The following is a 23,942-nucleotide window of genomic DNA, read 5'->3' on the forward strand; positions in this document are numbered from 1 at the left end:
TCTTTTCTACCAACACCTGATTTAAATTCTAATTCACAATTCAAAGAACTTATAACTTCTAAAACTCTTAAATATTTTTTTACTATATTTGACATAGATATTGTTTGTTTTACGACTTCAAGATACTCCATTTCAGTATCTTGACCAATATCTAATCAATTTATTTTACTTCAAATAATTACACCCAACGGGTAATTTTAATGAACATAAAAATTTCAAATAGTCACTTAACTGCAACTATAAATCTGAAAGGAGCTGAACTAACATCTGTAGTAAAAAATAGTTCAAAAAGAAATTATTTATGGGAAGGAAATCCTAAATACTGGGCAAAACACGCTCCAATTTTATTTCCAATAGTTGGCACGCTAAAAGATAATTGCTACACATACAAAGAAACTACCTACCAATTAAGCCGACATGGATTTGCTAGAGACATGAATTTTGAGTTAATTCATCACACAGAAAGTGAAGCACATTTTTCTTTACAATTTTCAACGGAAACGTTGCTAGTTTATCCTTTTGAATTCGAACTGCAAGTTAAATATACTTTAGTAGATAATAAATTGGTAATTGGTTATCATGTAACAAATAACAGTATATGCGAAATGCCGTTTTCAATTGGCGGACATCCAGCTTTTGCTTTAGCAAAAAACATTGAAAACTACTCTCTTTTTTTTAAAGACGATAGTAAACTAACGAGTTATACATTAAAAAATGATTTGTTGTCTGAAGAAAAGCAAGTAATTGAATTAAAAAATAAAAGCTTAGCGTTACACTACAATTTGTTTGTAAATGATGCTTTAGTTATTAAAAGTATGAACTCAAAATCGATAACCGTAATGGAAAATGAAAAACCAATTTTACATTTTAATTTTCAAGATTTTCCGAACTTTGGCATTTGGACAAAACAAAATGCACCTTTTATTTGCTTGGAACCTTGGCTAGGTTATGCAGATACTGACACCGCTTCCGGTAATATCAAGGAAAAAGAAGCTATCCAACTGCTTCAGGTTAATTGCAGCAAGGAATTCTGTTATAGTATTGAAATTTTATAAATTTACACAAATCCAGAATTATGCTAGTCATTAACTTTCACCCTTTTCAAAATTTAGAGACAGAGCGATTATTATTGCGCCGTTTACACGAAAATGATTTTGAAGAAGTACTTGCGCTTCGCGGCAATCCAGAAGTTATGAAATACATACCGCGACCACTGGCAAAAACTAAAGAAGATGCGCTTGCTCATCTTGTGCAAATTGAAGATAAAATACTAAATAATACGGGAATTAACTGGGGAATTACCTTGAAAGGAAATCCTAAAATTTTTGGCATCATCGGAAACTATAAAATTGACAATAAAAATCATCGTGCAGAAATAGGTTATACCTCATTACCCGAATTTTATGGTCAAGGCTATATCACTGAAGCTATTAAAGCTGTAGTTACTTATGGTTTTGAACAAATGAATTTACATGCTATAGAAGCTAATATTGATCCAAGAAACAAAGCTTCTGAACGAGTTTTACAAAAAAATGGATTTGTAAAAGAAGCGCATTATATTGAAAATGAGTACTGGGAAGGAGAATTTTTAGACACTGTGATTTATTCTTTATTGAAAAGAAATTTCAAGAAATAGCTATTTTAATTTTGGAAGCGTTTTAATGTATAATTCTTCTACTTTTTTTCTTGCCCAATCTGTTTTTCTTAAAAAGGTTAAACTTGATTTGATGCTAGGATTTTCATTGAAGCACTTTATTCTTATTAATTCTCCTAGCGTGTCAAAACCATAAAAGTCGACAAGCGTTTCCACTATTTTTTGAAGGGTTATACCGTGTAGAGGATTTTTTGAACTGTCGTTATCCATGGTGTAAATTTAGCGATTAAAACAATAAAAAAACCATCCGAATAAAACGGATGGTTTTTGATTTAAATTTATTTTTTTATTGAACCGCTAAAAATGCATTCACATTTCCAAAACCAAATTGAGAACTACGATTAGGAAATAAATTAGCCGATTGTCTCATTTTAGTTAGTACTTGCTCTCTAGTCCACGACGGGTTTTTAGACCAAACTAAAGCTGCAATTCCCGCAGTTGTTGCAGTAGCAACAGATGATCCGCCAACATAGTCGGTCTGATTTTCATAGTAACTACTGATGGGTACCGTGTTACCAGTAGAAGCTCTTTGCATAGCTACTGTAAATTCAACTTTACCGCCAGTATGGCAATTGCTACATGCTTGCAATGTGGTTCCTTCTCTAACGCCAGTTACAGCAACTGTTTCAGGCATCCAAGCTGGGAAAATAACCCCGACAAAAGTGGTAAAACTTGTGGAGGTTCCGGCAGCACAGAAAATTAGTTTTCCTCTTGCATGCGCAAATTTTATAGCGTCTTCTATTTTACCTACGGAAAACATATGTCCCATTGACATTGATATTATTCTTACGTTGGTATTATTACCTAAAGCGGTGAAAGCTTTTTTAACTGCTTCTTGCTCTTGAAATCCATCAATAACAACATTGGTAGCCGCGCGATAAGTCACTAAATTTGAATTATAGGCCACTCCAACAGGTAAACCTCGATCTTTTCGTGGTGCAGCAGCTACAGAAGCCATGCTTGTACCATGTCCGCATAAATCATTTACACCATCTGTTGTAGTGCTCCAAGGCCAAATCGAGTCGATGTAAACACCATTTTTTTGAATCGTCCTTCCAGTAGAAAGTCCATTATTAAAATTAGAACCCAACAGCGACTGGTTTGGAGAAACACCGGTATCAATTATTCCTATCGTAATACCTCTTCCTGTGCTAATATTCCATGCATTGGGTATGTTGTGTCTGGTAAATGTCCATGGCACTTTAGCATTTGGCGTTGTAGTAGTGAAGTCGGCAGTGGCTAAAACTTGTGACTCAAAACCACAACCAGAGCTTGATGAGGAGTTAGTTGAATTGGAAAAAGAACCTGTACGGTTTTCAGCATCGCGAACTTGTATATAACTGTAATCAGCTGGTTCGATATATCGTATAAATTTAGATTTTCTTAATGCGATTATTGTTTCTTGCTTTTCAATGATTACATCCATTAAATTTAAATCAATGTCTGCAGCAATTAGAATTTTGTCTACAGTAGATGTCTCATATCTCATTATGATTTCTAACAAATCACTTTGCATTTTAGTGTTATTAGTGGTTTTTAAACGTTCAAAATTGCTCTTAGTATTCCCAAAGCCAATTGTTACGATATTATTTCCGTTTACAATTGCGCTCCAGAGCAAATGAGACGATGCTTCACTCCAATTGAATACACCTTTTGTAGTAAGACTTTCATCAATTTTAGCATTAATTTGACTAGGTGTTAAAGGGTTTTTCTGGGACTCTTCGATTACAATAGCACTTTCACTTTGATCTTCTTCTCTTGAACAAGCTGTAAAAATCAGTAATAAAACTAGGGAAACTTTTAGTGTTTTTTTTAAGCATAGTGTTGGTTTTTATTGGTTTGATTACTGCAATTTAGAACTTTTTTTGCTACAACGTATAAAACGTGATATTATTTTATTTAAAACTTGAAAAGCAAATTTTAAAAAACATAGTTTCATCTTTAAAAATTTAATTGTTATATTGAAATTATACAATTGTTACTACATTTGCAATCCTATGTTAAAAACGGTCAACATCCTAAACAAAAGAGCACGATTTGATTATGAAATAATCGAAAATTACACTGCTGGAATAGTTTTAACAGGAACCGAAATTAAATCAATTCGACTTGGTAAAGCAAATATAACTGAGGGTTTTTGTGAATTCAACAATCATGAATTATTTGCCATTAATACTCAAATCGATGAGTATTTATATGGAAATCAGTTTAACCATAAAGCTAAAAGTGAACGTAAACTATTACTTAATAGAAGAGAGTTAAAAAAACTAGAAAGAGCTTTAGATACCAAAGGATTGACTATTATTCCATTACGCCTTTTTACTAATGAAAAAGGAATTGCTAAACTAGAAATCGGACTTTGTCGCGGTAAGAAAACATATGACAAGCGCGAGAGTTTGAAAGAACAAGATGTGAAAAGAGATATTGATAGAATAAAAAAAGCTTATTAGTTTTTATTTTCTAACAAAGGAACAAAACGACATTCTCCAAACTCATGTTTTTCAAATTGAGTTTCATTTTTTCGGATAAGCATGGTCATAATTTGTTTGTCTTTGCCCAATGGAATAACCAATCTTCCTCCTATTTTTAATTGCGCCATAAGTGCTTTCGGAATAATTGGCGCACCAGCAGTTACTATTATACTGTCAAATGGTGCGTAATCTGGTAAACCTTTATAACCATCTCCAAAAGACAAGAATTTAGGATGGATATTTAATTTAGGCAACAACGCTTTGGTAGTTTTAAACAATTCATTTTGTCTTTCTACAGAATACACTTTTGCTCCCATCGCCACTAAAACCGCTGTTTGATAACCTGAGCCTGTTCCTATTTCTAGGATTTTATCGCCTGTCTTTACCTGAAGTAACTGTGTTTGAAATGCCACTGTATAAGGTTGAGAAATAGTTTGATTTGCCGCAATAGGAAATGCTTTATCTTGATAAGCAAAATCTTCAAAACTAGAGTCCAAAAATAGATGTCGTGGAATCAACTTTATGGCTTCCAATACTCTTTTGTCCAATATTCCTTTTTCTTCTAGTTGCTTGGCTAATTGATTTCGAAGACCTTCGTGTTTACTTGTATTTTTCAATTTGGGCTGTTTTAAGTTCAGTAAAAATAAACGGAAAATATCAAAAAACAAATACCTTAGCTAAACTAACTTTTAAACCGAAGTTTCGGAACTTAAACTTTTAAAAATTAAACTAAAATGCTACTTTTGATAAAATTTATTTTTATGCTTAAAGTTGGCGTTTTAGGTGCAGGACATCTCGGAAAAATACATTTACGATTATTAAATCAATCAGATAAATACGAACTCGTTGGTTTTTATGACGAAAACCACGAAAACGGAGCGAAAATTGCTGCCGAATTTGGGTATAAACAATTTGATACCATTGCTAAATTAATTCATGCTGTTGATGTTATAGATATTGTAACTCCTACTCTTTCGCATTACAAATGTGCTAAAGTTTCCATCAAAAGTGGCAAACATGTTTTTATTGAAAAACCTATTTCTACAACTGTTGCCGAAGCTGAAGAAATTATTGCTTTAGCCAAAGAATACAACGTAAAAGGACAAGTTGGTCACGTAGAACGTTTCAATCCTGCCTTTATTGCTGTAAAAGATCAAATTGAAAACCCAATGTTTATTGAAACGCATCGTTTAGCAGAATTTAATCCTCGTGGCACTGATGTTCCTGTTGTTTTAGATTTGATGATTCATGATATTGATGCTATTTTGAGTGTGGTAAAATCAAAAGTCAAAGCGGTTCATGCCAGTGGCGTTTCGGTTTTGAGCCAATCTCCAGATATTGCCAATGCTCGCATTGAGTTTGAAAATGGCTGCGTTGCTAATATTACATCGAGTAGAATTTCCATGAAAAACATGCGTAAATCCCGTTTCTTTCAAAAAGACGCTTACATTTCAGTTGATTATTTAGACAAAATTTGTGAAGTAGTAAAAATGAAAGAAGCTCCTGAAGTTCCTGGCGATTTTGATATGATCTTGCAAAATGCCGAAGGCGAAAAGAAGCAAATCTATTTCAATAATCCCGAAGTAAGTCACAACAATGCTATCCTTGATGAATTGGAAACTTTTGCTGATGCTATCAATAACAATACAACTCCAATTGTAACTTTAGAAGATGGAACCGAAGCATTGCGTGTGGCGTATATGATTATTGATAGTATGAATGAAAAATAATTTTGTTTCAAGTTTAAAGTTTTATGGTTTTGTGTAAACCTGAAAACTGAAACTTTTAAAATTAGTAAATGAACCTTTCCCAAAATTTAATATATGAAATAAAAACTTTAATAGCTAATGCTAAGCAAACCGCTATTCGAAGTGTTGACCATCATAGAACGATTATGTATTGGCATATTGGCGAGCGAATTTTTAACGAAGAACAGCAAGGAAAAGACAGAGCAGATTATGGTAATTTTTTAATAAAGTATTTATCCGAACAACTGCAACCTGAATATGGAAGCGGATTTTCTGTAAGACAATTAGAACGTTACAGACAATTTTATAGAACTTTTCCAATTGCGTCCTCACTGCGGACGCAATTGAGTTGGACTCATTATAAATTACTTTTAAGTATTGATAATGAAGACAAAAGAGAATATTATATTGCAGAAACGGTAAAAAATAATTGGTCGGTTCGTCAAATGGAACGACAAGTAAATAGTCAATTATTTGAACGACTATTGTTGAGTAATGACAAAGAAAGTGTCTTGGCAGTTGCTCGAAATGAAGTTATTCCGACTAATCCAAATGAAATCATCAAAGATCCATTAGTTTTAGAATTTTTGAATCTAAAACGTGAAAGTGCTTATTATGAAAAAGATTTTGAACAAGCCATAATTACCAACCTTCATGATTTTCTTTTAGAACTTGGAAACGGTTTTTCATTTGTAGCACGTCAAAAACGAATTCATTTAGACGGTGATGAGTTTTATATAGATTTGGTTTTCTATAATAGATTATTGCAATGTTTTGTCTTATTTGAAATTAAAACACATAAATTGACACACGAAGATTTAGGACAACTTCAAATGTATGTCAACTATTATGATCGAGTTGAAAAAGTAGCTCACGAAAAACCAACCATAGGAATTTTACTTTGTGCCAATAAAAACGATGCTGTTGTAAAATATTCATTACCAGAAAATAACAATTCAATTTTAGCGAGTCAATACCAATTATATCTTCCAACCGAAGAACAATTACTGAAAGAAATTAGACGAGAAATAGAAATTTTAAAACATACAAACTAAACAAACATAATGAAAACAATAGCTGTAATAGGTGCAGGAACAATGGGCAACGGAATTGCGCATACTTTTGCCCAAAGCGGTTTTACCGTAAAATTAATCGATGTTTCTGAGAAATCGTTAGAAAAAGGAATGGCTACTATTGCGGCAAACCTTGATAGAATGGTTACTAAAGGAACAATCACCGAAGCAGATAAACACAAAACAATTGGAAATATAATCACATACACCGACATCAAAGATGGTGTTGTTGGATGTGATTTAGTGGTAGAAGCTGCCACAGAAAATGTAACATTGAAACTAAATATCTTCAAACAATTAAGCGAAGTTTGCAACCATAATGTGATTTTGGCAACCAATACTTCATCCATTTCTATTACTCAAATTGCAGCGCAAGTAGTTCATCCAGAAAGAGTAATCGGAATGCATTTTATGAATCCGGTGCCGATTATGAAATTAGTAGAAATTATTCGTGGTTACAATACTTCGGATGAAGTGACTAAAATCATCATGGATTTATCGGTAAAATTAGGAAAAATACCAACGGAAGTAAACGACTATCCGGGATTTGTAGCCAACAGAATTTTAATGCCAATGATCAACGAAAGTATTGAAACCTTATACAACGGCGTTGCTGGCGTTCAAGAAATTGATACCGTAATGAAACTCGGAATGGCGCATCCAATGGGACCATTGCAATTGGCTGATTTTATTGGATTGGACGTTTGTCTTTCTATTTTAAATGTAATGTACGACGGTTTCAAAAATCCAAAATATGCGCCTTGCCCATTGTTAGTCAATATGGTTATGGCTGGAAAATTGGGTGTAAAATCGGGAGAAGGTTTTTACGATTATTCCGAAAGTAAAAAAGCGGAAAAAGTTTCGAAGCAGTTTAAATAAAATTTTAACCACAAAGCGCACGAAGAAGGCACAAAGCACAAAAAATCTTCGTGACCTTCGTGAAAAACTTAGTAACCTTCGTGGTTAAGTAACATGAGCAAAATTATTCCCTTTAAAGCCGTTCGTCCAACTCCAGATAAAATTGGGTTAGTAACGTGTCGAAACTATGACGATTATAGTTCGGCTGAGCTTGCCGCTTGGTTAAGTTTTAATCCTTATTCATTTTTACACGTAATTCATCCTGCCTATATGCATTCGCAAAAAATCACTTTGGACAAACGTTTTAAAGGTGTTGCGCACAAATACCTAGATTTCAAAGAAGATGGCGTTTTTATGGAAGAAGAAAAGCCTGTTTTTTTTCTCTATGAAATTCAGAGTAAAAGCCAAACTTTCACAGGAATTGTTGCTGGGACTTCAATCGATGATTATAAAAACAATATCATCAAAAAACATGAAGATACGCTACAATATCGGGTGGAATATTTCAAAGATTATTTACATCAAACCCGTTTTAATACTGAACCAGTTCTAATCACTTATCCAGATAGTGATGTTTTAAACAATTGGATTTCTGAAAAGAAAAGAAGTCAACCTATTTACAATTATTCCACTACGAATAAAGAAAAACACCAACTATGGAAAATCGAAACCGATGAAGAAATTAATTGGTTAACAAAACAATTTGAAAACATTCCAGAATTGTATATTGCCGATGGACATCATCGTTCGGCTTCAGCGGAAATGTTATACGACCAAGATAGTCATTTAGGAAATGAGAATTTGAACTATTTTATGAGCTTTCTGATTGCTGAAAGTAATGTGAAAATATATGAATTCAATCGGATAATTCGCGATTTAAACGGCTATTCCAAAGACGATTTTCTCGAAAAACTTTCAGAACATTTTATCATCAAAGACAAAGAACAAGAATTATGGAAACCGCAAAGCAAATTCGAATTTGGAATGTATCTTGACGGAAGTTTTTATGCTTTATTTTACAAACAACAAAGTACTATTGAGCATATTTTAGACAATCTCGATGCACAAATTTTATACGATAAAGTTTTGCAACCACTATTGGGAATTGAAGATTTACGAAACGACGAACGCATTGAATACATTCCGGGAAAACAATCTATCGCTACGATAAAAGAATTGGTGGACGAAGGCGAATTTGAAGTTGGCTTTATGCTTTACCCAAGTGATATTTCAGAGATTAAGGCTTTGGCAGACAATGGATTGATTATGCCACCAAAGAGTACTTATATCGAACCAAAGTTCCGCAGTGGACTGATGGTTTATGAGTTGTAATTTTGATAAAATACATGAATTTATAGAAACACTGATATAAGAAGTTAGAGAAATTTTTAAAATTTTATGGATTTCTTAAATCAGTGTTCAAAAACAAATAGAATGAAATAAAATGCCAATAAAAGAAAATTTACTCCAAATAAAATCCCAACTTCCTAATCACGTAACACTTGTTGCGGTTTCCAAAACCAAACCTGTCGAAGATTTAATGGAAGCTTACCATGCTGGTCAGCGCATTTTTGGTGAAAACAAAATCCAAGAAATGACCGAAAAATGGCAGCAAATGCCAAAGGATATTGAATGGCATATGATTGGTCATGTTCAGTCGAACAAAGTAAAATACATGGTTCCTTATGTGAAACTCATTCACGGAGTTGACAGTCTAAAATTACTAAAAGAAATCAACCGTCAAGCTGTTCGTTGGCGAAAAAATGTAGATTGTTTATTGCAAATTCACATTGCTGAAGAAGAAACTAAATTCGGTTTAGATGAAAATGAATTAGAAGAATTATTAAATTCTGAAGAGTTTAAAAAAATGACAAATATCAACGTTATTGGTTTAATGGGAATGGCAACATTTACTGATAATCAAGAACAAATAAAACGAGAGTTTGACTATTTAAAATCATTATTTAACAAATATAAATCACTGAAAACTGACACGAGCGATAGCGAACTGGCGAAGCAAAACTGCCAACTGAATACTCTTTCTATGGGAATGTCTGGCGATTATCAATTGGCAATCGATTGTGGTAGTACTATGGTTCGCATCGGAAGTAGTATATTTGGCTCACGTTAAAACAACTTTAAACTTTTTAAACCTTAAACTTTAAACAAAATTTACTGTATACTCGACATAGAAACCACCGGAGGACAATTCAACGAAGAAGGAATTACAGAGATTGCTATCTACAAATTTGATGGACATGAAGTAATTGACCAATTCATCAGCTTGGTTAATCCTGAAAAACCCATTCAACCGTTTGTGGTGAAATTGACTGGAATTAATAATGCGATGTTGCGTTCGGCACCAAAATTCTATGAAATAGCTAAACGAATTATTGAAATTACGCAAGACTGCATTTTAGTGGCGCACAATACCTCATTTGATTATCGCATTCTGAGAACCGAATTCACTCGATTGGGATATGATTTTATAAGACCAACTCTCTGCACTGTAGAACTGTCTCAAAAACTCATTCCAGGACAAGTTTCCTATAGTTTGGGCAAACTAGTTCGAGCGTTGGGAATTCCGGTTACTGACAGGCACAGAGCAAGTGGCGATGCAATGGCAACGGTAAAATTATTTAAAATGCTGCTAGCAAAAGATGTCGCAAAAGAAATTTTGATTAGTTCTATAAAAGCAGAAATAAAAAAAGGATTGTCACCAAAATTACTGGATTTAGTAGAAAGTTTGCCAAGCAAAACTGGGATTTATTATATCCACAACGAAAAGGGTGACTTGATATACATCGGCAAAAGTAAAAATATAAAAAAGCGTATTAATCAACACTTTACAGGCACATCAAGAAAGTGTAAAAAAATTCAAGCCGAAGTATTTGCGGTTACCTATGAAGAAACTGGTAGCGAACTCATAGCACTACTCAAAGAAAGTGAGGAAATAAAAATAAATAAACCTATTTACAACAGAGCGCAACGCAAAAGCATTTTTCAATATGCATTGTATGCTGTGAAAGATGAAAAAGGCTACATCAACCTTAAACTGCTAAAAGCCGATGGTCGAAAAAAGGAAATCACATCATTTACTTCCATCAACGAAGCAAAAAATGCTATGTTCAGGATTACAGCGCACTATAATTTATGCCAAAAATATACCAACCTCTACGATACAAAAAACGAGTGTTTTCAATATAAAATAAAAGAGTGCGATGGCGCGTGTATTGGAAAAATTTCACCCGAAGAATATAACGAAAGAGTGGAAGAATTTATTCAAAAAAATAAATTTGAAAACGACAATATGGTCGTTATTGACAGAGGAAGAAGCATTGATGAACGCAGCGCTATTTTAATAGAAAACGGAATTTACAAAGGCTATTGTTTTTATGATTTAAACTATCAAATAAACAACATAGAAATACTCAAAAATATTATTATTCCCATGCAGAATAACCGCGATACGCGAACAATTATTCAAGGATATTTGCGACGAAATAAAGTCATGAAAATTGTAAAGTTTTAATTTTTTATTTGGAGCCAATCCAGCTTTCCGCTATATCTTTTATAAATTTGTAATCAGCAAACCGCTCATTACAAATTTATAAAAGGATGCCGCTACAATCTGGGCTAAAAAAATGCAGTAATTGAAAAAAAAATATCTCATAACCATTATTGGCCCAACAGCCATCGGGAAAACTTCCCTAAGCATTGCTTTGGCACAGCATTTCAATTGCGATATCATTTCTTGTGACAGCCGACAGTTTTTTAAGGAAATGAAAATTGGAACCGCTGTTCCAAATGAACAAGAATTAGCAAGTGTAACACATCATTTTATTCAAAACAAATCAATTTTCGATACTTATTCTGTTGGCGATTTTGAAAAAGAGGCTATTGCTAAGTTGGATGAATTATTTCTAAAAAATAATGTTCAAATTATGGTTGGCGGAAGCGGATTGTATGTTGATTCTGTCCTAAAAGGATTTGATGATTTTCCAGATATTGCCGAAGAAGTTAGAATAAAAATAAATACTGATTTTGAAAAATTTGGAATTGATTATTTACAACAAAAGTTGAAAGAATTAGACACTGACTATTATCAAAAATTGTCTGTTGACAATCCGCAAACATTACAAAATCCGCAACGGATGAAACGTTTTGTAGAAGTTTGTATTGGAACAGGAAAACCCTATTCAAATTTTATTGGTCAAAAGAAAAACCAGCGTAACTTCACTCCTATCATCATTGGTCTCGAAGCCGAAAGAGAAATTATGTACGATCGAATTAACCAGCGCGTTGAAATCATGATTAACGAAGGATTGTTAAAAGAAGTCGAAAATCTTATCCCAAATAAAAATTTAAATGCGCTTCAAACTGTTGGTTACAGAGAACTTTTTGACTTTTTTGAAGGAAAAACATCTTTGGAATTCGCCATTGAACAAATCAAAATGAATACACGCCGATTTGCAAAAAGACAATTGACTTGGTTTAAACGAACTGAAAATGCCATTTGGTTTGATTATTTAACGGATAGAAAAGAGATTGTTAATTCGATTGAATTAACCATAAATTGATACAACCATTTTGGAATTTTAGCATCTTTGAAATAAACTTACATGAAAAAATACTTTTTGCTAATTATATTTATCTCTTGTGTTTCTTGTACTATTCCTTATGATGCGGAAACAAGATTGGTATTTGAAACTAAATTGGTAGACTCGAACGATAATAGTTTGGAAGGAATTGACGTCGAAATTACTGTTAGTAATGGCAGTGGTTTTGGCTCTAGTAGTGAAATATTAAGCTTCGGGAAAACAAATAGTAATGGCGAGTTGCGATTAATTTTTCCTTCGCCAGAATTTGATCGTGGTTATGACCTTTCTGTAAACTCACCTTATAGTGATAATGAAAATTATGTTCCTTTTGAAATTAACAACATAGGTATCGAAAATTTTAATGGTTATAAATTAACTATTCCCAAAATTTATAGATTAACCTATGATGAAAGTGTTCAAGTTTATTTAGAATTTAATTCAATAAATAATTCAAATAAAATAACAAATGTATTTATTGATGGAATTAACTCGCCTTATAGTTCCTCTTTTTTAGACGAAGAAGAAACATTTTATATATATAATTTTTTTGCAAAAAAAAATCAAACAATTCAAATAAACTATACTGTAAAAAATATATCAGGTCAGTTACAAAATATATCTCAGGAATTGGTTATCAATGAGGAAAATATTAGTCAAATAATAAATTATTAAAATGGGAAATAAATTTTTAATTCTTTTGTTTTTATTTATTTTTCCTTTTTGTTTTTCGCAAGAAACAAAAGACAATAAACTCAACTTAAAAACATCGTTTTCAATTGGTTTTATTTACCCTATTGAATTTGGTTCAACAGCATTAGCTTAAGGTCATTCATCAAATTTAGGAGTAACAAGTTCACTAGGGATTTTAAAATATTCAAATTTTTCAGGTGGAATTGGGCTAGATTATATTTTCTACTCTGTTGAAGATAAACAGCTTATTGGAAACTATGGAAGCTCTAAACACAATTCTTATTTTTTTTACTTCAATTATGATTATCCTATTTCTAAAAAAATTTCATTAACTCCAAGTGTTGGTTACGGATATTCTGAATTGGTTATTAAAAAAAGTGGAAAAAGACGTGGCGCACAAGATGGAAAAGAATTTAGATTAGGCACATCAATCAATTATAATTTTGATAAACATAACGCTTTATGTTTATCAATTCTTTATGTAAATAATAAATATGATGTGAAAACGGAAGAAACTTTAGAAGATTTTTTTGGAAAATCAAATAGTATTCAAATTGGAATTATTTATATAACTAAATAGATCAAAAATTATAATTCATGCCCATTTCACACAACTTCAACTCTATTTTATACGAAGAAAAAGAAATCAACTTTCTTCAATGTTATCCAAACGGTTATTTGAAATACACTGATTTGTGCAATATTCTACAATTAACAGCAGCTAGACATGCTGAACTTGGCGGAATTAGTTTTAGCGATATGCAAGAATTTCATCAAGCTTGGGTTTTAAGTAGAATGCGAGTTGAGATAAAGCGTTTGCCTAAATGGCGAGATGTTATTACGATAAAAACTTGGATAAATTCATTGGAAAATTCACGCTCAACTCGTTGTTTGGAATTGTATCTTGATGACGAAAAAATAGTAGGATGTGAAACTTTTTGGGCTGTTTTTAACACACAAACTCGAAGACCCGAAAATTTAGCTTTACCTCATGAACATTTCGAAAAATATTCCAAAAGAGCAACATCTGAACCTTTCGGTAAAATAGATTTTCAACATGATATGACTACAGTAGCAAATCGTAGGATACAAATTTCTGATTTAGATATTGTCAATCACGCAAATAGTGTAAAGTACTTGGAATGGTGTATCGATTTAGTAGATTATGAAATAATTAAAAGTCAAAAAATTACCAGCTTTGAAATGAATTACCTCAAAGAACTATCATTAAAAGATGAAGTTGACATTAGTGAGAAAAATACTGAAACTGGTCTTATTTTTGTTGTTCACAGTAATGAGAAAGCTAACTTTGCTCTTCAAATAAATCTAAAATAAAATGGCTCCAATTTCTTGGAGCCATTTGCCTATTTTTTAACCACTAATCTAAAACCTTCGCCATGAATATTTAGGATTTCCACTTCTGGATCATCTTTTAAATATTTGCGAAGTTTAGCAATATAAACATCCATGCTTCGGGAAGTAAAATAATTATCTTCTCTCCATATTTTAGTCAAAGCCAATTCTCTTGGCATCAAATCATTTTCATAAATAGCCATCATTTTTAACAATTCAGACTCTTTTGGAGACAATTTTATTGGTTCGTTATCACCAAGTTTTAAGTAACGCAATTTTGAATTCAATAAAAACTTACCTATTTGGAATTCAAATTTGGCTGGCTCATTTTTAGTTTCAGTTGCTTTTCTTTGGATAATTGCTTTAATCTTCATCAATAACACATCAGAGTCGAATGGTTTATTCAAATAATCGTCAGCACCAACTTTATAACCTTTCAACACATCTTCCTTCATTGATTTAGCAGTTAAAAAAATCAAAGGAATATCTTTATTTTTTTCTCTAATTTCTTTAGCTAGAGTATAACCGTCTTTGTATGGCATCATGACATCGAGAATGCATAAATCAAAACTATCTTTCTTAAATTTTTCAAAACCTTCCATCCCATTTTTAGCCAAGGTTACCTCAAAATCGTTAAGTGTAAGATATTCCCTGAGGACAATTCCAAAGTTTTGATCGTCTTCAACTAGCAATATTTTTTTATTATTTTCCATAATTAATTAATTTATGAGTGGTATTTTTATTATAAATGTACTTCCTTTTCCTTTTTCGCTTTCGACGTAAATTTCACTATTGTGATCGTCTAGAATTCGTTTTACGTATGCCAAACCCAAGCCGTGACCTTTGACGTTATGTAGATCACCTGTATGCTCGCGATAAAATTTTTCAAATATTCTTTTTTGCGCCGCTTTCGAAATGCCAGTTCCATGGTCTTTTATCTTTATATAAATAAACTCCTTAACATTTTCAGTTAAAATTTCAATTTTGGGAGCTTCTGGTGAGTATTTTATAGCATTATCTAAAACATTAACAATTACATTTGTAAAATGAACATCATTTAAAAGAACTGTTGTTCGATTTGCCTTTAATTGTTTGGTTATTATTCCGCCTCTATCCTCTATGATTAGATGTACGTGCTCTATCGCGTCTTCAATAATGTCGTGAATATTACTTGACTCTTTTTTTATGTCTAGTTCTTTTTTCTCAAGTTTTGAAATTCTTAACACATTTTCAACCTGCGCATGCATTCGCTTATTTTCATCCCGAATCATCTGTAAATAACGCCTTACCTTTTCAGGATCATCAATAACTTTTGGATTTTTTATAGCATCTAAAGCTAAGTTAATTGTAGCAATTGGCGTTTTAAACTCATGCGTCATATTATTTATAAAATCGGTTTTAATTTCTGAAATCTGACGTTGTTTGATTAACTGACTTAATGCACTAGAATAAGCGATTATAATAATTAATGTAAAAATTATTGACAAAATACAAATTCCCATCAGTTCAGCAAAAAGAAACTTCTTTTTCTGAGGAAAGGTGATGAGTAATTGGTATTTATTATTGTTCTCATTATCAATAAAAATTGGAATTGAATAAGTTGAGGACTTGTCATATTTGAATCGCTCTGACTTTATTTTTGTGGCTAATCCGTTACTGTAAACACTAAATTCAAATGGAGTTTTCACACCATATTCGTTAAGTTCTTCCGTTAATAACTTTTGCAACAACTCATTAGAAACTCTTTCTTGTATTGACTTTAATGCGGCAATATCTTTATAAAAAATTTCGAATTGAGCATTATCTAATAAATCGAGTTTACCTGCTTTATCAATTTTTAAGTCTGGATTAATATTTTGTTTTATACTTGAATTATCAATGTTTTCATTGTAAACCTGTGTCTTCCGCTTGGAAGAGAAATTTTTTAGCTGCTTAACACTGTCAATTTTTTTATCAAAGAACGATGATGAAATTCCATAATCCTCGGAAATTATACTATTAGAGTAAATAATGGTTTCATTAGTTCTAGAGTCTCGCTGATAATAACCAAACTCCAAAAAATCACTTTTTTCAGGAATTTTGCCAGTGCTATCTTTTACCTTGTTGTATTTTTCATAAAAGGTATAAGCTTCATATTTTTGAACTTTATCGGCGACGTTTCCAAGTACTTGCTTAACATGATATTTAAACTGTTCTTCATTATTTTCGAATGATTTGTCAAACCAATAAACCTGTACAAGAATTATACCGATTAAAGATAAACTCATCAAAATTACTAATAATCGAAAAAACAATTTATTCATTAAGCAAATTTAATATTTTAACATTTATACTATAAATACATTAACCAAACATTAACATCTTATCAAAAAATTATTGATTGTTTAATTTTTTAAGAATTTCATCTACTTGATTTATAGTCTCTTTTTTAGTAATATTCCGAATAATAAAATGGCTTTTTGACATCTTTTCTTTATCAGTCCATTGGTTTTCTATTCTTTTCAAAATGCTTTCTCTATCTGTCTTATCACGCTTCAAAATTCTGTCAATTCTGGTTTCTAAAGGAGCTATTACTGTAATAATTGCGTCACATTTTTTAAAACTTCCACTTTCAAATAAGATAGCAGCTTCTTTTATTATAAAGGGGAAATCGCTATGCTTTTTTAACCATTCTTCAAAATGTGAAGCGACTAATGGATGTACAATACCATTAAGTTTTTGCAGCTTATCAGGATTATTAAAAACAAGTTTAGCGAGCATACTATTGTCAATATTGTCATCTTTTAAAACAGCATCTCCAAATTCACTACAAATTAACTCTTTCACTTCAGCTGATTTCATTATTTTTTTTGCTTCATCATCAGCTATGTAAACAGGGACTCCTTTCGACTGCATATAGTTTGCTATCATGGTCTTACCACTACCAATTCCGCCTGTCAATCCAATAATTTTAGTCATGATTTTACTTTAAAAAATAATTCAGGAAATGCAATTTCAGGCTTTTGTTTTAAAAGAATTACTTTGAAATAAGAGAGTAAAAAACCTGTTCCATATCCAAAAAATTGTATAGAAACGGCTACAACAGAAAGCAAACCTATTGTAACACTTTTATTTTGAATACCTGAAATTATTAATACACACAAATAGTAAAATGTAAAGCAAAAAACAGGAAATAATACTCCAAATAAAGCAAGTACAACCGATAGAAAAAAACCAATTATAAATAAAGATGGAAAGAAAAAAGTGAGTTTGCTGTATTGTGGATACCAATAATTTAGAATAGGTCGGGCTTTTCCAAATTTTGTAACTTGAACTGAAAACTTGTTCCAATCAATTCTCCTTTTATGATAAACAAAAACTTTTGGAAAAAGTCTAGTTTGAAAACCCAATTTCCATAATCGAATAGATAAGTCAGGATCTTCACCAGGATGAATATTCCCAAAACCACCTGACGCCTCGAATGCTCTCTTTGAAATTCCCATATTAAAGCTGCGAGGTTGAAATTTAGTAAGTTTTTCAGACTTACCACGAATTCCTCCAGTAGTCAAAAAGGAAGTCATTGCAAAGTTTATCGCCTTTTGGATATCTGAAAATGAAGGTAAAGCGTCATCAGACCCGCCAAAGCAGTCAACATAATTAATTTTAAGTTCGTTTCTAACTTCTGATAAGTACTGTTTAGGAATGATACAATCAGAGTCAAAAATGACAAAATATTCACCTTTAGCCTTCTTCATTCCATAGTTTCTAGAGTCGCCTGGTCCAGAGTTTTCTTTAAAGAAATAAGAAATAGTTAATACATCTCTAAATTTTTCAATAACATCTTGACATGGAATTGATGACCCGTCTTCTACAATCACTACTTCGAAAGCAGCACCATAATTTGAACAAGCTAAACTTTGAAGAAGCTCATAAATCTCATCTGGTCTATTGTAAACTGGAATAATTATGGAAAAAAACATAAATTAACTTTTAACAAAGATAAGTTTTATAAAAAAGAAAAACCACCTAAATTTTAGGTGGTTTAACAAGTAAAAAAGAGTAAAACTATTCTTTAATAACTCTGATAGTTTTTGACTGATTGTTGGAAAATACTTTAACTAAGTATACTCCGTTTGATAAGTTTGACATATCGACTTGCGCTTGATTAGCACCAACTGAATTAGCATTTACTTTTTGGCCTAATAAATTATAAATTTCAACATTTGAAATTTCTTGATTGAAAGATAAATTCAAAGTGTTTTTTACTGGGTTTGGATAGTATGTAAAATCATTGGTATCAAATATGTTAGTACTTAATGAAGCGTCAAATGCTGAAATACTGTATAAGCCTTGCGCACCATTATAACCGAATAATCTGATTAGCAAAGTGGCGCCAGGAGTTTGACCTGTTAAAACTAATCTCGATAATCCAAACGTGAACTCAGTAGCACCATCGTCATCACAACCAACTTGAGTTAATGATGTACAATTACCAGAATATACTGAAAATACTGTATCAACACCTGCTAGCGAAGAATGTGTACCTGTCTCTATTGTTAAAGATCCTGATGCAGGAACTACAACACTATACCAAACGTCTTTTGCCGTTGTAGCAAAATTGAGGTTTCCACAAGTTGGAATAGGAGTATTTGCGCTTAATGTAGCAGCAACATTGGTTCCATCTATATCAAAATCTGTAAAAACACCACCTGGAGTCAAAGCAATTGGTGCTGAACATTCGTCATTTGCAGGTGGTAAAGGCGCTGTAACAGTTAAAACACCACTTCCAAAAGTTGCTCCGTCCCAAAAGTTACCATTGTTTGGTGCACTCGCATTGATACCACCGTATACAAAAGCCCCACCATTTAATTGAAAACGAGTTGCATAGTAATATGTCCCTGGTGCTAAAGTAGTTCCAATTGCTAATTGATATTCGTCATTATTTCCAATACTTCCAGCATTCCATGTTGCAGGTGTCCAAGTTGTCCATGTATTTGGATTGGTATTAGTAGCATTAACTCCAACCCAAGCTTGAATTCCTGGAGCTTGACCAACGATATTTGGAGCTACATCTGTTAAACCAGCTTCGTAAACTTGACCAAAAACAGTCACATTTCCGCCTTGAGCAATTGTTGCTGTAGCTGGAAACTGTAAATTGACAAAATCTGGCAAATCAGTAGGCACAGCAGCCACAGCCAATGTATAATCCTCTGCTTGTCCAAAACCAGCACCTAAACATGGATCAGCGAAATTTGTTGTACCAAATATTTTTTTAACACGCATACGTGTAGTTCCAACAGTAGCACTTGGAGGTACTAGTAAAGATTGTGTCGCTTGCGCAGCATCAACACCTGTTGAATTTGTAATTGTTTGCGTAATTGGATATGATTCACCAGCATCAGCGAAATCACCGTCTTGGTTCCAGTCAGCAAAAACAATAAAACGATTCGTAAAATTTCCACCAGTATTTCCTTTCAAAGTAATTGTGTAAGACGAGCCAGCTGTAACATTACCTGTAATAGAGGTGAATACTTCATGACCTATTCCACCAGCTACTGACGCTGATGTTGCATTGTTGATTCCTGCAAAATTTACCAAAGTAATTGGTTCGACAGGATCAGTAGCCGCAGTAAATAACAACGGACCACAATATGGCGCAAAAGGATCAACAGAAGTAGTAAAACTGAATACAGAACAACCAGTTGCTTCACCAGCAACGTTTTTGGCAACTACTCTCCAATAATAAGTTGTTGTAGACAATAATCCCGTTACTGATCTTGTTAATGTAGCTTGATTACCAAGTAGAGTAGTTGGCGAAGGATTTGTATCTAAATAAACATCGTATGAACTTGCGGTTGAACCACTAGTTGCAGCAGTCCACGTTAAAGTCACAGATGGTGATGGACTAACTCCTGTTGCAGCGTTAAGTGGAGCTGTTAACACAACACAATTTGGTGCAGCAGTTGGCGCGGTATCATTTACAACATTGTCAAATAACAATCTGAATTTATCAGTTGATACTGCACGAAATCCAACAAAAATAGATTGCCCTAAATAAGGTGTTAAATCTATAGTAAATTGTGTCCAGTCATTTGGAGCATCTGCTTCGGGAGTTAAAACTACCGTAAAGGCCGCTGCAGTAGCCGTTGTATTTGACAACCTTACTTCATAAGCCTCAACAAAATTAGGATCTTGATTTTTAACGTAATACGTTAATCTGTCGTTCAGACCAGCAGTAACTGTAATTTGCGGAGTTACCAAATAATCGTCATGCGCTACAGCATCGAAATTAATCTGTGCTGCATTAGGAGCTGAAAATGCGGAACCTGGCGAACCAACACCAAAAACAAAAGTACTAGTCCCACCACCGTTTATAACAGACCAACCAGTCGGTGCGGTGGTGCCAGAGTCAAAACTTTCTGAAAACTGACCATACGAGGCCGTAATCATTCCTAAACAGGTTAAGAAAAAATAAGTAATTTTTTTCATTTAAATAAGTTTTATAGTTAATTGAGTATAAAAATAAGAAAATAAAAAAAAGCCACCTAATATTTAGATGACTTTTTATGAACGATTTTTAGTGAAATCCTAGATACTTGAAATCATAACCATTTCATTGGTATCAGCGGCGTAGTCAACGTTATCGAAACCAAATCCAAATAAGTTAAGAAAATCTTGTTTATAACCTGCTAAATCACCTATCTCAATAAGATTTTCTGTTGTAGCTTGTTCCCATAAACTTTTCACTTTCTCTTGGACATCTTTGCGCATTTCCCAATCGTCTATCCTAATTCTACCTTGTTCGTCCGTTGGAACGGCAGATCCAGTGTATAATCGTTGACTAAATAAACGCTGAATTTGCTCAATACAACCTTCATGAATGCCTTCTGCTTTCATTATTTTATACAGTAAAGAGATATACAAAGGAATAACAGGAATGGCAGAACTTGCTTGTGTTACTAATGCTTTGTTTACTGAAACATATGCTTTTCCATTTAACTCTTCCAAACTTGAAGTAATTTGAAATGCTGTGTCCTCAAGATGATCTTTTGCCTTACCAATTGTTCCTTTTCTGTAAACAGCTTCTGTAACCTCTGGACCAATGTAGGAATAAGCAATTGTTGTTGCCCCATTTGCCAATACACCATCATTTTTCATCGCTTCAATCCACATCGACCAATCTTCACCACCCATAACAACTACAGTGTTATCGATATCGTCTTGAGTGGCTGGTTCGATAGAAACCTGAGTAACATTACCTGTGTGGAAATCTACCGTTTTATTTGTAAAAGTTTTACCGATTGGTTTTAAAACGGAACGGTGCAAAACTCCTGTTTCTGGATGCAAACGAACAGGCGATGCTAAACTGTAAATAATTAAGTCGATTTGACCTAAATCAGCTTTGATTAAATCGATTGTTTTTTGTTTTATTTCTTTTGAAAAGGCATCTCCATTTATACTTTTAGCATATAACCCAACTTTTTGAGCTTCATTTTCGAATGCTGCTGAATTATACCATCCAGGTGTTGCAGTTTTTCCAATCGAGGGTTCCTTTTCAAAAAATACTCCAATAGTAGCAGCATCAGAACCAAAAGCACTTGTTATTCTTGATGCTAACCCAAAACCTGTTGAAGCTCCAATAACTAAAACTCTTTTGGGACCGTTAACATGACCTTTTGATTTAACATAATCAATTTGATTTTTAACACTTTTCGCACAACCATCAGGGTGCGCTGTCAAACAAATAAATCCTCGCATTCTTGGTTCTATAATCATATTCTCAATAGTTAATTAGTATAAATTTTAGTTATGTAAGAAAAGACAAAAGTAAAAAAATAAAGCAATTAGTTTAATAATGCTTTGGCATGGTTTAATGCAGACTCTGAAATTTGTTTGCCTGATAGCATTTCAGCAATTTCAATAATTCTTTCTTCTGGATTGAGTGATTTTAATTCTGATACAGTAGTTTCACCAATTATTGATTTATATACTTTAAAATGAGAGTTTCCTTTGGCAGCAATTTGTGGTAAATGAGTTATCGCAAAAACCTGCATTCTTTGGCTCATTGATTTCATGATTTCTCCCATTTTATTGGCTATATCTCCTGAAACACCTGTATCAATTTCATCAAAAATGATGGTTGGAAGTTTAGAATATTGAGATAAAATAAATTTTACGGCCAACATAATTCTTGACATTTCTCCACCAGAAGCTACTTTTTTTAAAGTGCCGAAATCAGTTCCTTTATTAGCAGAAAACAAAAATTGGATGTTGTCTTTTCCGTTGTAATGATAGTCGTTTGATGGTCCAATTTCAATTTTAAATCTTACATTTGGCATACCTAGTTGACCTAAAATCAAGATTAATTTCTCATTTAAAACCGGAATTACCTCTCTTCTACTATTGCTGATTTTAGCTGCAAAATCATCTAATTGAGTCTCTAGGGTATTAATTTCTAATTCTAAAGATGCTATCTCGTCTTCTAAAGACGTTAATGTATAGATTTTGTTTTGAAGTTCATTTTGAATTTCAATTAGTTCATCAACAGTTATGACTTGATGCTTTTTTTGCAAAATATAAATCAACTGTAACTTCTGATTTATAAGTTCAAGTTGCTCGGGGTCATTTAGCAAAGACTCTGACTCGCGTTCTAACTCTTTCACAACGTCGTCAAATTCAATTAAAATAGAATTCACTCTATCGGAAAGCAATTGATAATTGGCCGAAAAACTACTGTTTTTTAGAAGCACAGCTTTAAATTCTTTAAGATTTTTTATTAGGCCATATTCGTCCTCATTAGCCAAAACAAGTAACTTATCTAGATTTTCTTTGATGAATTCAACATTATTTAGCGCTTCATATGTTTTCTCTAAATGTTCTAAGTCTCCCGATTTCAGATTAGCAGCTACTAGCTCTTGATGTAAAAATTCATTATAATCCTTTTCTTTTAAAAAGTCAAAAAAGTTTGATTTTTTACTTTCTAATTTAGTCTTCTTTGTCTTGTATAATTTTAAAAGAGTATAAAAATCTGATAAAAGACTTTGGTTTCCTGCAATTGAGTCAAGAATATTGAATTGGAAATCATCATTTGACAACTCTAAAGTCTGATGCTGTGAATGAATATCAATTAAACGAAGGCTTAAATCCTGCAATTGTTGAAGGTTAACTGGACTATCGTTTACAAATGCTCTAGACTTGCCTGAAGGTAAAATCTCTCTTCTGATTATAGTTTCTTCTTCGAAGTCTAAATCATTAGCTTCAAATAAAGATTTCAAATTATACTTTCCAATGGAAAAATTAGCTTCAACAACACACTTTTCATCACAGTTCTTTAATGAAGACAAATCAGCTCTTTTACCTAAAACTAGTCCTAAAGCACCAAGTAAAATAGACTTTCCAGCTCCTGTTTCTCCAGTAATTATTGAAAAGCCGTCGACAAAATTAATATTTAATTTTTCTATCAGGGCAAAATTTTCAATATGGAGCGAAGTAATCATAAAAATAGGAAATGAAAT

Annotated in this window: 23 protein-coding genes and 1 pseudogene; 13 read left to right on the top strand and 11 right to left on the bottom strand. The window is 32.6% G+C overall.

Annotated features, from left to right (window positions below; all coding sequences use genetic code 11):
• A pseudogene (locus tag WFZ85_RS16555) lies at positions 1–95 on the bottom strand (IS982 family transposase); the annotation flags it as partial.
• Positions 96–200: 105 nt separating this feature from the next.
• Here WFZ85_RS16555 and WFZ85_RS11975 point away from each other — a divergent pair.
• Positions 201–1,055: an aldose 1-epimerase family protein gene (locus WFZ85_RS11975; RefSeq protein ID WP_342696534.1), complete on the top strand. Its 855-nt coding sequence runs from the start codon at positions 201–203 to the stop codon at positions 1,053–1,055.
• Between the two features lie 20 nt (positions 1,056–1,075).
• On the top strand, positions 1,076–1,636 hold the full coding sequence (locus WFZ85_RS11980) for a GNAT family N-acetyltransferase (RefSeq protein WP_342696535.1): 561 nt from the start codon (positions 1,076–1,078) through the stop codon (positions 1,634–1,636).
• Here WFZ85_RS11980 and WFZ85_RS11985 read toward each other — a convergent pair whose 3' ends face one another.
• Both WFZ85_RS11985 and WFZ85_RS11990 read right to left on the bottom strand, forming a co-directional pair.
• Positions 1,637–1,864 (bottom strand): VF530 family protein, encoded by a 228-nt coding sequence (locus WFZ85_RS11985; RefSeq protein WP_342696536.1) that lies wholly within the window; start codon positions 1,862–1,864, stop codon positions 1,637–1,639.
• 76 nt (positions 1,865–1,940) lie between these two features.
• Positions 1,941–3,170, bottom strand: a complete 1,230-nt coding sequence (locus WFZ85_RS11990) for a S8 family peptidase (protein WP_342696537.1) — start codon at positions 3,168–3,170, stop codon at positions 1,941–1,943.
• A gap of 481 nt (positions 3,171–3,651) precedes the next feature.
• Between WFZ85_RS11990 and smpB the strand changes: the two genes are divergently transcribed.
• Positions 3,652–4,104: an SsrA-binding protein SmpB gene (gene smpB / locus WFZ85_RS11995; RefSeq protein ID WP_342696538.1), complete on the top strand. Its 453-nt coding sequence runs from the start codon at positions 3,652–3,654 to the stop codon at positions 4,102–4,104.
• Here smpB and WFZ85_RS12000 read toward each other — a convergent pair.
• Positions 4,101–4,742, bottom strand: a complete 642-nt coding sequence (locus WFZ85_RS12000; protein ID WP_342696539.1) for a protein-L-isoaspartate(D-aspartate) O-methyltransferase — start codon at positions 4,740–4,742, stop codon at positions 4,101–4,103. The two genes, smpB and WFZ85_RS12000, sit on opposite strands and share 4 nt — an antisense overlap.
• 144 nt (positions 4,743–4,886) lie before the next feature.
• Between WFZ85_RS12000 and WFZ85_RS12005 the strand changes: the two genes are divergently transcribed.
• The 10 genes from WFZ85_RS12005 (at position 4,887) to WFZ85_RS12050 (ending at position 14,430) form a co-directional block, all read left to right on the top strand.
• Positions 4,887–5,855, top strand: coding sequence for a Gfo/Idh/MocA family protein (locus WFZ85_RS12005; RefSeq protein ID WP_342696611.1), 969 nt, complete (start codon positions 4,887–4,889; stop codon positions 5,853–5,855).
• Between the two features lie 68 nt (positions 5,856–5,923).
• On the top strand, positions 5,924–6,928 hold the full coding sequence (locus tag WFZ85_RS12010; RefSeq protein WP_342696540.1) for a PDDEXK nuclease domain-containing protein: 1,005 nt from the start codon (positions 5,924–5,926) through the stop codon (positions 6,926–6,928).
• A 9-nt stretch (positions 6,929–6,937) separates the two neighbouring features.
• A complete protein-coding gene (locus WFZ85_RS12015) occupies positions 6,938–7,825 on the top strand; it encodes a 3-hydroxyacyl-CoA dehydrogenase family protein (RefSeq protein ID WP_342696541.1) in 888 nt (295 codons plus the stop codon).
• A 93-nt stretch (positions 7,826–7,918) separates the two neighbouring features.
• Entirely contained in the window at positions 7,919–9,136 is a 1,218-nt protein-coding gene (locus WFZ85_RS12020; RefSeq protein ID WP_342696542.1) for a DUF1015 domain-containing protein, read from the top strand.
• 112 nt (positions 9,137–9,248) lie between these two features.
• Positions 9,249–9,935, top strand: a complete 687-nt coding sequence (locus WFZ85_RS12025; protein WP_342696543.1) for a YggS family pyridoxal phosphate-dependent enzyme — start codon at positions 9,249–9,251, stop codon at positions 9,933–9,935.
• A 39-nt stretch (positions 9,936–9,974) separates the two neighbouring features.
• A complete protein-coding gene (locus WFZ85_RS12030; protein ID WP_342696612.1) occupies positions 9,975–11,336 on the top strand; it encodes an exonuclease domain-containing protein in 1,362 nt (453 codons plus the stop codon).
• 121 nt (positions 11,337–11,457) lie between these two features.
• Complete coding sequence (gene miaA / locus WFZ85_RS12035; RefSeq protein ID WP_342696544.1) at positions 11,458–12,384, top strand: tRNA (adenosine(37)-N6)-dimethylallyltransferase MiaA; 927 nt, start codon at positions 11,458–11,460, stop codon at positions 12,382–12,384.
• A 42-nt stretch (positions 12,385–12,426) separates the two neighbouring features.
• Complete coding sequence (locus WFZ85_RS12040) at positions 12,427–13,077, top strand: hypothetical protein (RefSeq protein WP_342696545.1); 651 nt, start codon at positions 12,427–12,429, stop codon at positions 13,075–13,077.
• A 379-nt stretch (positions 13,078–13,456) separates the two neighbouring features.
• Positions 13,457–13,675 carry a hypothetical protein gene (locus WFZ85_RS12045; protein WP_342696546.1) on the top strand — a complete coding sequence of 73 codons (219 nt, stop codon included), beginning with the start codon at positions 13,457–13,459 and terminating at the stop codon, positions 13,673–13,675.
• Positions 13,676–13,692: 17 nt separating this feature from the next.
• Complete coding sequence (locus tag WFZ85_RS12050; RefSeq protein WP_342696547.1) at positions 13,693–14,430, top strand: acyl-[acyl-carrier-protein] thioesterase; 738 nt, start codon at positions 13,693–13,695, stop codon at positions 14,428–14,430.
• Positions 14,431–14,459: 29 nt separating this feature from the next.
• Here WFZ85_RS12050 and WFZ85_RS12055 read toward each other — a convergent pair whose 3' ends face one another.
• The 7 genes from WFZ85_RS12055 to recN form a co-directional block, all read right to left on the bottom strand.
• Positions 14,460–15,161, bottom strand: a complete 702-nt coding sequence (locus tag WFZ85_RS12055; protein ID WP_342696548.1) for a response regulator transcription factor — start codon at positions 15,159–15,161, stop codon at positions 14,460–14,462.
• Positions 15,162–15,167: 6 nt separating this feature from the next.
• Complete coding sequence (locus tag WFZ85_RS12060; protein ID WP_342696549.1) at positions 15,168–16,751, bottom strand: sensor histidine kinase; 1,584 nt, start codon at positions 16,749–16,751, stop codon at positions 15,168–15,170.
• Between the two features lie 70 nt (positions 16,752–16,821).
• Positions 16,822–17,406: a dephospho-CoA kinase gene (coaE, locus tag WFZ85_RS12065; protein WP_342696550.1), complete on the bottom strand. Its 585-nt coding sequence runs from the start codon at positions 17,404–17,406 to the stop codon at positions 16,822–16,824.
• A complete protein-coding gene (locus WFZ85_RS12070; RefSeq protein WP_342696551.1) occupies positions 17,403–18,407 on the bottom strand; it encodes a glycosyltransferase family 2 protein in 1,005 nt (334 codons plus the stop codon). Before WFZ85_RS12070 ends, coaE begins: the two co-directional genes overlap by 4 nt.
• 85 nt (positions 18,408–18,492) lie before the next feature.
• Positions 18,493–20,916 (bottom strand): T9SS-dependent choice-of-anchor J family protein, encoded by a 2,424-nt coding sequence (locus tag WFZ85_RS12075; RefSeq protein ID WP_342696552.1) that lies wholly within the window; start codon positions 20,914–20,916, stop codon positions 18,493–18,495.
• Between the two features lie 99 nt (positions 20,917–21,015).
• The gene (fabV, locus tag WFZ85_RS12080; RefSeq protein ID WP_342696553.1) at positions 21,016–22,203 is read right to left on the bottom strand and encodes an enoyl-ACP reductase FabV; all 1,188 of its coding nucleotides are present in this window, start codon (positions 22,201–22,203) and stop codon (positions 21,016–21,018) included.
• A 68-nt stretch (positions 22,204–22,271) separates the two neighbouring features.
• Entirely contained in the window at positions 22,272–23,924 is a 1,653-nt protein-coding gene (gene recN / locus WFZ85_RS12085) for a DNA repair protein RecN (RefSeq protein ID WP_342696554.1), read from the bottom strand.
• Positions 23,925–23,942 lie beyond the last annotated feature (18 nt).

Origin of the sequence: Flavobacterium aureirubrum (assembly GCF_038739835.1) — a bacterium.
GTDB lineage: Bacteria > Bacteroidota > Bacteroidia > Flavobacteriales > Flavobacteriaceae > Flavobacterium > Flavobacterium aureirubrum.